This is a genomic window from Shewanella sp. 11B5 (assembly GCF_002836795.1).
GTDB lineage: Bacteria > Pseudomonadota > Gammaproteobacteria > Enterobacterales > Shewanellaceae > Shewanella > Shewanella frigidimarina.
Genome location: NZ_PJAP01000287.1, coordinates 1 through 11,263, shown reverse-complemented (window position 1 = coordinate 11,263; position 11,263 = coordinate 1). Strand labels below are relative to the sequence as shown.

General features: G+C 42.4%; 9 protein-coding genes. 1 reads left to right on the top strand and 8 read right to left on the bottom strand.

Annotated elements, in window-relative coordinates; translation table 11 throughout:
- On the bottom strand, nucleotides 1-409 hold a 409-nt coding region (gene msrA / locus CXF78_RS05435; protein WP_102036204.1), incomplete at its 3' end, for a peptide-methionine (S)-S-oxide reductase MsrA.
- A gap of 170 nt (nucleotides 410-579) precedes the next feature.
- Nucleotides 580-2,541: a DNA topoisomerase III gene (locus tag CXF78_RS05430; RefSeq protein ID WP_102036203.1), complete on the bottom strand. Its 1,962-nt coding sequence runs from the start codon at nucleotides 2,539-2,541 to the stop codon at nucleotides 580-582.
- A 170-nt stretch (nucleotides 2,542-2,711) separates the two neighbouring features.
- Here CXF78_RS05430 and CXF78_RS05425 point away from each other — a divergent pair, with 170 nt between their 5' ends.
- Complete coding sequence (locus tag CXF78_RS05425) at nucleotides 2,712-3,416, top strand: tRNA (adenine(22)-N(1))-methyltransferase (RefSeq protein WP_102036202.1); 705 nt, start codon at nucleotides 2,712-2,714, stop codon at nucleotides 3,414-3,416.
- Between the two features lie 560 nt (nucleotides 3,417-3,976).
- Here the strand turns inward: CXF78_RS05425 and purF are convergent.
- From purF to CXF78_RS05395, 6 genes are all read right to left on the bottom strand, one after another.
- Nucleotides 3,977-5,491: an amidophosphoribosyltransferase gene (gene purF, locus CXF78_RS05420; RefSeq protein WP_059747412.1), complete on the bottom strand. Its 1,515-nt coding sequence runs from the start codon at nucleotides 5,489-5,491 to the stop codon at nucleotides 3,977-3,979.
- A 34-nt stretch (nucleotides 5,492-5,525) separates the two neighbouring features.
- Nucleotides 5,526-6,014 (bottom strand): CvpA family protein, encoded by a 489-nt coding sequence (locus tag CXF78_RS05415; RefSeq protein ID WP_011636871.1) that lies wholly within the window; start codon nucleotides 6,012-6,014, stop codon nucleotides 5,526-5,528.
- A gap of 152 nt (nucleotides 6,015-6,166) precedes the next feature.
- On the bottom strand, nucleotides 6,167-6,787 hold the full coding sequence (locus tag CXF78_RS05410) for an SPOR domain-containing protein (RefSeq protein WP_102036201.1): 621 nt from the start codon (nucleotides 6,785-6,787) through the stop codon (nucleotides 6,167-6,169).
- Nucleotides 6,788-6,858: 71 nt separating this feature from the next.
- Nucleotides 6,859-8,136 (bottom strand): bifunctional tetrahydrofolate synthase/dihydrofolate synthase, encoded by a 1,278-nt coding sequence (gene folC / locus CXF78_RS05405; protein ID WP_102036200.1) that lies wholly within the window; start codon nucleotides 8,134-8,136, stop codon nucleotides 6,859-6,861.
- Nucleotides 8,137-8,253: 117 nt separating this feature from the next.
- The gene (truA, locus tag CXF78_RS05400; RefSeq protein ID WP_011636868.1) at nucleotides 8,254-9,039 is read right to left on the bottom strand and encodes a tRNA pseudouridine(38-40) synthase TruA; all 786 of its coding nucleotides are present in this window, start codon (nucleotides 9,037-9,039) and stop codon (nucleotides 8,254-8,256) included.
- A gap of 128 nt (nucleotides 9,040-9,167) precedes the next feature.
- Nucleotides 9,168-11,263 (bottom strand): FimV/HubP family polar landmark protein (locus CXF78_RS05395; RefSeq protein ID WP_308302238.1); only part of this gene is annotated, 2,096 nt, incomplete at its 5' end.

Sequence of the window (11,263 nt, the reverse complement as noted above, 5' to 3'; positions counted from 1 at the left end):
GCTTTTCTACTTTGCTTTTAGACTGTTGTGCAATTTGCCGTTCGGTGTCGTTTGCCACAAAAATGGCACTTAAATAGCTAGAACCTTTATCGCAAAACTGTCCGCTTGCATCAAAAGGGTCAATGTTGACCCAGTAATGTTCTAACAGATCTGCATAGCTCACTTTGCTAGGATCGTATGTTATTTCAACCGCTTCAAAATGTCCTCGATGGTTACCGTTATAGATAGGGTCTTTGATGTTTCCGCCAGTAAACCCAGAGATCACATCGGTTACGCCATCAAGTTTCTCAAAATCTGACTCCATACACCAAAAACATCCGCCAGCTAAAATGGTTTTATCTGCGGTGGCGTTCGATGCATAAGACAATAAACTTGCTGCAAATATTGTTAACACTAGTGTGCTTTTCATAACACTCTCCTTTATTTTCCTAGATTATTAGTATGTTTGTCTCTAAATATCGACTATATGAACTTAATGGTTTAAAAGTTCACAATGACATTTACAAAGTTCCTAATTGTGAGTTTACACAGCTATATTCCCGAAATACCTAGGCTGTAATGCAAGTAACCCTTGCCAATTTAGCTTTTCGCTTTAGCCTTCTTTTTATACGATTTCTTAAAACTGCGTTTTGGTGCACTACTGGTAACACCTTGTAATGCTGATGGTAACTGGCTCGATGCTTGAGTGATTAGACCATCTAACTGGCTCAACAATGGCTGCATAAAGGCATCATACTTTAAACGTTTTTGGCTGATAGCATCGAGGCTGTTTTCCCATAATGCGGTCATGTCGGGTGTGGTTGCTGATTCGGGTAAACTGCGGATTAAGCCAACACCGACGGGCGTTGCCAATATTGATTTTCCTTGGCGAATTAAATAACCGCGCTTAAACAGCAATTCAATAATTCCTGCACGTGTGGCCTCTGTACCTAAGCCATCGGTTTCTTTAAGGATTTTTTTAATCTCACTGTTTGTTACGTAACGGCTAATGCCCGTCATCGCGCCTAATAATGTCGCGTCGGTAAAATGCTTCGGGGCTTGAGTCATTTTCTGTAGTAATTCACCACGCTGACAATGCAATATTTGCCCTTTAACCAGTGGCGGTAACGACTGTACCGCATCATCATTGTCGTCATCGCTGCTAGTTGAATTAGAACTAGCTTGATTTACTGTGGCAGTCCGCTTAAATAATTGCTTCCAACCTAATGCTTTATCCTGACGAGCCTTAGTGGTAAATAATCCACCGGCAATGGTCACTTCAACGGCGGTTTCTGCATAAATATAAGCGGGATAAAACTGGGCTAAATATTGCCTTGCCACGTGTTGATATAACTTAGCTTCGTTACTTGATAATGCCGCTAAATTAGCGACCTTTTCAGTTGGCACAATCGCATGGTGAGCATCTACTTTAGTGTCATCCCAGGCTTTAGATTTAAGTTTGCTATTAGGAGACTCACAACCTTCAATTAAGCCTGAAGCGCCTTTGAGCAAGGCATCCAATACTTTTGGTGCCAAAGCATGCTGCTCTTTAGGTAAATAGCGACTGTCTGAGCGCGGATAAGTAATCAATTTGTGACGCTCATACAAACTTTGGCAAGTATCCAGTACCTCTTTTGCCGATAACCCAAAACGTTTAGCAGCATCTATTTGCAGAGCCGATAAGCTGTAAGGTAATGGTGGGTTTTGGCGCTTATCTTTAGCTTCAATTTTAGTGACTTCCGCTGGTTTACCATTGATACGGGCAACGACATTTTCGGCTAAACCTTTAGCTAACACTCGGCCGTCTTCATCCATATAAGGTTGGCATGCTTCGCTAGGTTGCCATTTAGCGGTAAATGCTTGTTGTTGGTCGGTGAGTAAATGCGCTAAGACTTCATAGAAAGCTTTGGGTTTGAAATCGGCAATCTCATCATCGCGACGAACGACGAGCCCCAGCAAAGGTGTTTGAACTCTGCCAACCGACAACACGCCTTGATAACCCACTTTACGACCTTGAATCGTGTAGGCTCGGGTCATGTTCATGCCATATAGCCAGTCAGCACGGCTGCGGGCCAATGCAGAGGTCGATAATGGAATAAACTCTCGGTTACTGCGTAATTGCCCTAAAGCACGTTTTACCGCTTGTGGATTTAAGTCACTGATTAACAAACGTTGAACTTGACTGAGTTTGTCTCCTTTCACACCTAAATAAGAAATCACTTCATCGACCAGCAACTGCCCTTCACGATCCGGATCGCCAGCATTAATGATCGATGATGCTTGCTTGACCAATTTACGCAACACCGTAAGTTGATTGCGTGTTTTAGGTTTTGGCTGTAGTTTCCACGTTTGTGGCACGATGGGAAGATGTTCGAGTTTCCATGACTTAAATGCATCGTCATAGGCGTCCGGTTCGGCTTGTTCGAGCAAATGGCCAATACACCATGACACGCAATCACCATTAGCAGCAGTGATAAAGCCGTCACCTTTTTTATGTGGCTTTGGCAAAACATCGGCAATAGCACGACCTAAACTGGGTTTTTCAGCAATATATAAAATCATAATCCACTGTTGGGGCGCTAGCGTTCAAAAGATGAACCGCGCCACTTAACTGTATAAATTTACAGTACAGATTAGCGTTAAATACGCCAAGCTGCAAATATGAAATAATTAACCACTTTGTCACTTAAATCATTACAATGCGCAGGTTCACTTCCAAACTTGATAAATAGATGAAACTCGGCCACCGCTTAGCACATATCAACATGATGATCCCCAATGGTTACACTCATATTTGGGATTGCTGTTGCGACCATGGATTACTCGGCGCCGCGTTGCTAGACAGACATGCAGCCATGATCCATTTCGTCGACATTGTGCCAGCATTGATGCAGCAGTTAACCGCCAAGCTCGAATGTTTTTACCCACCGCAAAATCCACCAAAATGGCAAGTACACTGTAGTGATGTGTCAGCAATACCTTTGGATCAAGATGAGCATACGCCCTTGGTGATTATTGCCGGAGTGGGTGGAGATTTGATGATCGAGTTCGTTAACTCACTTTGCCAACAATATTCTGATCGCAGTATCGATTTTTTATTGTGTCCAGTTCACCATCAATATGAGTTACGCCAACAACTTATCAAACTTGATTGTGAATTAATTGATGAAAAACTGATTGAAGAAAACCGTCGTTTTTATGAAATTATCTACGTAACGCGTAGCAATTCATCATCACAAATAAATAGCGATAGTACTACGGCTAAAATTAGCGCTGTAGGCACTAAATTTTGGCAATGTAACAATGACCAAGAGCGCGATATTGCCAAGCGATATTTAAACAAAGTGCTGACCCACTACCAAAAAATAAACCTGTCGAACCCACAAAAAGCCTCACAAACGTTGCAAGATTATTTGGCGATTAAAGCACTTATATAACATCTGCAACGGACATTCTCCGACGAGTGCGCTACACCACTTTAAAAGCTGGATCCCGGCTCAAAAGCGTTACCGGGATGACGGTGCAGACAATATTGCTCGATGATCGTATTTGAAAGTGAGGCCTTAAGCACAATGCACTTATGATCGATGTTCATCGTTTGTGATCGCTTGCTCTATATCTATCGCTTGTTACCGCTTGTTATCAATCTTTATCGCTCTTATAGCGTCTAGCAGCGAAGCGACCTAGCCTCTAGGCATTTGCGCAGTATTCGCTTGCCATCGCTTGTTATCTATCTTTAACGCTCTTATAGCCTCTAGTTGCGAAGCGACCAAGTATCTAGGCATTTACGCAGCATTCGCTTGCCATCGCTTGTTATCTATCTTTATCGCCCTTATAGCCTCTAGTTGCGAAGCGACCTAGTATCTAGGCATTTTCGCAGCATTCGCTTGTCATCGTTTGATATCAATCTTTATCGTTTGTCATCGAGTTTTTAAAGCGGACATAAAAAAACCAGCATTTTCATGCTGGTTTTTATCACTCACAAACAGTGGTTAACTTATGGATGACACTCGTTGTGCATTTCTAAGTTAGTGCCAATGTCTTTTGAGCGATTGGCTTTGGCATCATCGTTACGTAACTGCGTTAAATGATCCAAGTAAGCTTGGTCAACGTCGCTGGTAATATAATGACCGTCGAACACTGATGTTTCAAAACGCTTAATCTCTGGGTTTTCCATTCTTACCGCTTCAATTAAGTCGCTTAAGTCTTGGAAAATAATGCCATCGGCACCAATGATTTTAGCAATTTCGTCTGCATCACGGCCATGAGCAATAAGCTCATTAGACGTTGGCATATCAATACCATACACATTCGGGAAACGGATTTCCGGTGCTGCTGATGCAAAGTATACTTTCTTTGCTCCGGCTTCACGCGCCATTTCAATGATCTGTTCAGACGTAGTACCACGTACAATCGAGTCATCAACCAATAATACGTTTTTACCTTTAAATTCGGTATTAATCGCATTCAGTTTACGACGTACTGATTTTTTACGCTCTAACTGACCAGGCATAATAAACGTACGACCAATATAACGATTTTTCACAAAACCTTGGCGGTACGGTAAATCCATGCAACGTGCAATTTCTAATGCGATATCGCACGAGGTTTCAGGAATAGGAATAACAACATCAATGTCGTGATCTTCCCATTCTTTCTTAATTTTTTCGCCTAATTTAGCGCCCATGTTTACACGGCTTGCATAAACAGACACTTTATCAATGCTCGAATCGGGACGTGCAAAATACACGAATTCGAAAATACATGGAGCATAGCTTGGATCTGCTGCACATTGACGGGTAAATAACTGGCCATCAAGAGAAATATAAACAGCTTCACCAGGTGCTACGTCACGCATCACTTCAAAACCAACAGCGTCTAAAGCAACACTTTCTGAAGCAACCATATACTCGGTACCCGTTGCGGTTTCGTGTTTACCCAATACCAAAGGACGAATACCAAATGGGTCACGAAATGCCACTAAACCTTGGCCAATAATCATCGCAACTACCGCATAAGCACCGCGCGTTTGCGCATGTACTTTAGCAACTGCGTCAAACACTTCGTCGGCACTTAAGGTTAAACTGCGCGTTTCTTGTAATTCATCGGCTAACAGATTTAACAAGATTTCAGAGTCTGAGGTAGTGTTAACATGACGACGTTTTGTGACTAGGCTAGCAGCCAGTTCAATCGTATTAGTCAAGTTACCGTTATGCGCTAACGAAATACCAAATGGCGAGTTAACATAAAACGGTTGTGCCTCTGATGCACTCGAGCTGCCAGCGGTAGGATAACGAACATGTCCAATGCCAGCATTGCCTTGTAAACGCTGCATATGTTTAGGTTCAAACACATCTTTGACTAAGCCGTTTGCTTTGCGTAAACGAAACGCATTCATGTCAACCGTCACAATACCTGCTGCGTCTTGACCACGATGTTGGAGCACAGTCAGCGCATCATAAATGGTCTGATTAACTGTTGATTTTCCTACTATTCCGACGATACCACACATGGGTAAGGTTCCTCACTGTAAGGTGTTTTTATGTTTATATTTTGGGTACAAAGCTTGAGGTATTTTCAAGGTAGTTAAAAAACCACTGAATAACCACGCCAAATTCAGGTACAAGAACAGAATCCTGCCACCATTTGGTGTCAGGGAATGCCGTAAAAGCATCCATAAAAAACAGTAATGCACTAACGATTAACGCGCCACGAATGGCACCAAAACACAGGCCTAAAACACGATCTGTGCCCGATAATCCGGTTTTAGCCACTAACTGGCCTAATAAATAATTAACGAGTGCCCCTAGGATCAGGGTAATGATAAAAAGAATGGCAATCGCCACACCGTTTCTGACTAACTCGTCCTGCATTTGGGTTAAATGAGCAGCAAGATCAAGATAAAACTGGCTAGCGATAAAGAAAGCGGCAAACCAAACCACAAGAGACATGGCTTCTTTGGCGAATCCGCGGATCAAACTAATAATAGTTGATAACCCGATGACAATAATTATTGCGTAATCAATCCAAACCATGGAGATGGTGATCCGGTATAGGGTTCAAGACGGCGGGATTCTAACAGAGACAGAGATGTTTCTCACCTCTGATTGCACAAATTATTCTTGCGTGATTAAGAACAATCAAATTGTAAATATTAATCACGCACGCAAAACACCGTCTGAAGAGGTTATTGTTCTTGTGGATTATAGGCTACGATTTTGCCTTTTAATCCGGTTAATTTGAATATAGGTTGCTGACGAGCTTTAAGTTTTTCTTCTGAGACTTCAGGGCCTACAAACACTCTGGTAAGTTTCCCTTCTACGGGAATTTTAGGCAGTGTATAAGCGTTAAACCCTGCTTTACGCAGTTGTGCTATCAATGCTTTTACGTTGGTAATATTGTTAAAGCCGCCTAACTGCAATGTAAACCCAGCAGTAATGGGTGATTTCACTTTATTAACAACCTGGGGTTCAGGCTTTTTAACTGCCACTGTAACTGGAGCAGGAGTTGGCTGCTTAACAGCTTGTCTCGATTCTTTTTTCGGTTCAGCTTCTCCTAATGCAACGATATCATTACTGAGATCTTGTGGCTCAGCAATCGTTAACACTTGGAATTCTTCCGCTGGTTCAGCGTTATTGTCAGAATTGACTTTATTTGAAGCACTTGACTGAGCTGGACGTAAAGGAATTTCAGTAAACTCCTCAACCACCTGCGTTTTTTTACCGTCTAACAAATCGGGTAAAAAAATCACACCTAAGGCCACTAATACGATGGTACCCACCAAACGATTTTGAAATTGACGATTCAAAGCTAATTCCCTTTTTTAACCAAATGACGTTAATGATGGCTAGCACAACCGACGTCTGACATAAATAGTGTTTATAAAGATTTAAAGCCAGCTACAGTATAAAAAGAACCGAAGACAATAACCACATCATCTGCATTGACTGTAGCTTGTATGGCTTGCCATGCGCTAGCGATATCAGCAAACTCGCTAACATGCTCACGGCTACTGTCATTGGGCAATGCTTGACGCAATGCTTGCGCTGATGCGCCACGTGGATTATCTAAACTCACCAAATTCCAATGGCTAATTTTCTCGGCTAATGTCGCCAATACCGACTTAATGTCTTTATCTTTAAGCATGCCACACAAGGCTACAATACGACGGCCTTGATAAGCCTGTAACTGTTGCGCTAAATATCTGGCGGCATGTGGATTATGCGCAACATCTAGTAATACTAATGGCTGCTGGCTTACCTGTTCTAGTCGTCCAGCGAGTTGAGCTTGTTGTAATCCTTGGCTTATGTGCTGTTGGCTTATTTGCGGCCAAATATGGCTTAGCAGCGCAACAACACTAGCAGCGTTAGCCAGCGGTAACCTTGGCACCGTTAAACCAGTATATGACTGCTGCGCAGATTCAAAGTGCCATAATGTTGGTTGAGTCTGATCTTTATGGTAATCAAACTCACGCCCAACACAATAAAGGGTTGTACCGAGTTGATTCGCATATTCAGTGATGCTCAACGGTAAGTCTGGCTCACCGATAATAGCGACACAATCGGGGCGAAACACACCAGCTTTTTCTCTGCCAACCAGTTCGCGGGTATCGCCTAAATATTCTTGATGATCAAGATCGATTGAGGTCAAAATAGTGGCTGTGGAATCAATAATATTGGTTGCATCCAACCGTCCACCTAAACCCACTTCAAGGATGATCACATCGACTTTAGCAGCTTTAAACAAATATAAACCAGCTAAGGTAGCATATTCAAAAAAGGTTAATGAAATATCACCTCGCGCCGTCTCTATGGCACAAAAAGCTTCGATAAGAGCGTCATCACTAGCGTCTTGTTGATTTATTTGCACCCGTTCATTGTAATGCAGCAAATGAGGCGAGCTATACACGCCGACAGACAAACCAGCCTGACGTAAAATCGAAGCCAACATGGCGCAGGTAGTGCCTTTGCCATTGGTGCCGGCTACGGTAATCACTTTAGCTGGCGCCAAATCAAGCACACTCAATCGCTCGGCAACAGCGCTGACTCGAGTTAAACCCATGTCAATTTCGCTAGGATGAATTGCCAACAAATAATCCAGCCATTGAGCTAAACTTGACTGTTGATTGGGCACAGTTATTTCAGACACGATTGACATAATTCAATACCATTTAACTTATTCAAACCTTACTCGGCCTGCGAATACAGAACATTCGTTTTACATTTCAATAAAGATAACTTAGCTAACGTAAATAACATAGATAGCTTAAAGGGCTTAATCGAGCATAAACAATGGACCCAAAGCTAGCTTAGGTAATTGATAATGTTCAGGATAAGTTACGTCGACCAAATACAATCCGTTCGGTTTAGCGGTAGGTGCCGCTAGCTTACGATTTTTCAGGGCAAACAATTCTGTTATCCACTCTATAGGTTGATTACCTAAGCCGATTTGCAGTAATGAACCAACAATATTTCGCACCATATGATGTAAAAATGCATTAGCTTGAATATCGACCATCACATACATGCCTTGGCGAGTTACATTGACTTGATGCACGTTTCGAAACGGTGTTTTAGATTGACAATGCAAGGCTCTAAAACTGGTAAAATCGTGTTCGCCAACAAAAAGCTGTGCAGCTTTATGCATCAAAGTTTCATCAATATCACCGTGATAATGGCTTACACCTGCACTTAAAATACCAGGGCGCAGTTTATGATTATAAATCACATAGCGGTAACGTCTGGCTGTAGCACTGTAACGAGCATGAAAACTGTCATCGACTTCTTTTGCCCAGCGTATAGCCACACTGTCTGGTAAATTAGCATTAACGCCCTGTGTCCACGCCGTCATTGGACGTTGAACATCTGTGTCAAAATGAACCACCTGCCCGGTACCGTGCACACCAGTATCTGTTCTTCCGGCACACGATACGGTTATAGGTTCATTAGCCACATAACTTAACGCTTTCTCAATCTGGGCTTGCACTGAATCGACCTCGAGTTGGCGCTGCCACCCACAAAAACTACTACCATCATATTCAATACCTAACGCGACCCGCATGCCTATATCCTCTACTCAATAATGGCGCGCAGTTTATCACAAAAAAACGGCGCATGTATCTGCGCCGTTTGCTTTTATGTGGTCAACATAAGCCTATGTTTTTGCCTATTCAGCCTCAATTGCTCGCGTTAATTAACACTTTTCAGTAAATTTTTGGCTTCTAATTGTTGACGTTCATTACCGTCCATTTGCACTTCTTTTAATAACGCTCGGGCACTGTCTTGGTCTTCAATTTCAATATACGCCCTGGCTAAATCAAGTTTTGCATTAACGGAGTTTTCTTCATCATCAACATCGATCATGTTCGGGTTGCCGATTAACGAATTCACAGAGCCCATATCAACATTGACGTCTTTATACTGGTCGGTTTTATCGTCATCTTCATCAGCGTCGTTCAACAGTTTATCAATGTCGATATAACCGTTTTCACGCTCAAAACGCATTAAGTCATCGTCACTGGCTTTATATTCTGTTGATTGGCTTCGTTCTTTTTGATCGAGTGCTGCTAGTGCTTCATCAACCGTTAAGTTGTCATCGCTAAGGATATACTCATCTTCAGAGGTAAAGTCATCATCGTTGTCATCATCTTTGAGTGACTGTGAAAATGCCGCCAGTAGATCATCATCACTCACATCTGCTTCATCGACTTCTCTCTCGTCAGCAGCAGACTCAGCAGCTTTAAGTAAATCGCTTTCCCAATCTAAAAGTTCAGGTTTAGGTTTGCTTGATTTAAGGTCATTAAAGAAACCTGAATCTTTATTGGCATTATTTTGCGCTGTAGATGAAGTTTTATCGTCATCGTCCATTTGCGCTAATAATGCATCCAAACCATCATCGGCATCAGTTTCTGATGTAGGCATGGCTACAGGAGTTGGTATAGCTGCAGTTTCTTGATCGGACTCAACATCATTATTGCTCGTTGATGCTAACGCGGCTTCAAGTTCAGCATCTAACCAGCTGTTATCTTGGTCATCGCTGTCTGCAGCTTTATCAGCATCGGTTTCAGGCTCAATAAACGGGGTCGTTTCAATATCTGCGACATCATCAGTGTTAGTTAAATCGATATCATTAAGATATTCATCAAACTCATCAAACAATGCATTATCGTCGATACTTTCATTATCAGATTGGGTGCCGTCCATTTGAGTGCCGTCAGAGTCAATATTTTCAGTCTCGCCAATCAACGGAGCGTCGTCTTTTATATCGTCTTTAAAGCTTGCCAATAAGGTATTAATGTCATCATCGAGTGACTCATCATCAGATGTAGATTCTTCGCTAGATGTATCATCATCTAATTCAGCTGCAATCTGTGCTTGGACTGCCGCTTTTTCCTGAACATCAGCATCTGACTCAACCACCGGCTCGTTAAGACTCGCTAATAATGCATCGATGTCATCGTCACTGGTTTCATTATCATCCATAGAGTCAGCGACATCTTCATCATCGCTTAACTCAGCTGCGATTTGCGTCGCTAAATCATCACTATCGGAAGATGCTTGTTCTCCTGTAGATAATTCATCACTTTCTTCGTCAAATACTGATTCAATAACAGGCTCATTCAAGCTAGATAACAATGCATCAATGTCATCGTCACTCGACTCTACGTCTGGGACATCCTCGTTAGCATCATCTTGTAACTCAGCTGCAATTAACGCGGCAATATCATCATCGTTATCAACTGAATCACTGTTTAGTGGCTGAGGTTCAGTATCTCCATCATCTTCTGAACTATCTGTTGAACTATCTTGTTCGTTCTCATTCTTGGTTGCAGATAAGCCAGCTAGGAGTTGATCTATATCGTCGTCCGTTGCAGTAGGAGCATCAACATCAGTTTGTTCTGAATCAGATTTTGATAATAATGAATCAAGATCATCTTCCGCGTTTATTTCAGCTGCTTTTATCGGATCTTCAGCGGCAACATCGTCCGATTCAGCTGGCATATCAAACTCAGCCAACAATGCATCGATATCGTCATCGGCCTTTGTTTCAGCTGATATTTGCGGTTCTTCAACGGCAGCAACATTTGGCTCTGCTGGCATATCAAACTCAGCCAACAATGCATCGATATCATCATCTGCCTTTGCTTCAGCTGACTTTATCGGCTCTTCAGCGGCAACATCGTCCGACTCTGCTGGCATATCAAACTCAGCCAACAATGCATCAATATCATCATCCGCCTTTGCTTCAGCTGACTTTATCGGTTCTTCAACGGCAACATCATCCG

Excerpts from the sequence above, each read along its gene's own strand:
- CXF78_RS05415 (WP_011636871.1), bottom strand. The coding sequence starts at position 6,014 with ATGGTTTGGATTGATTACGCAATAATTATTGTCATCGGGTTATCAACT.
- purF (WP_059747412.1), bottom strand. The coding sequence starts at position 5,491 with ATGTGTGGTATCGTCGGAATAGTAGGAAAATCAACAGTTAATCAGACC.
- truA (WP_011636868.1), bottom strand. The coding sequence starts at position 9,039 with ATGCGGGTCGCGTTAGGTATTGAATATGATGGTAGTAGTTTTTGTGGG.
- CXF78_RS05425 (WP_102036202.1), top strand. The coding sequence starts at position 2,712 with ATGAAACTCGGCCACCGCTTAGCACATATCAACATGATGATCCCCAAT.
- folC (WP_102036200.1), bottom strand. The coding sequence starts at position 8,136 with ATGTCAATCGTGTCTGAAATAACTGTGCCCAATCAACAGTCAAGTTTA.
- CXF78_RS05430 (WP_102036203.1), bottom strand. The coding sequence starts at position 2,541 with ATGATTTTATATATTGCTGAAAAACCCAGTTTAGGTCGTGCTATTGCC.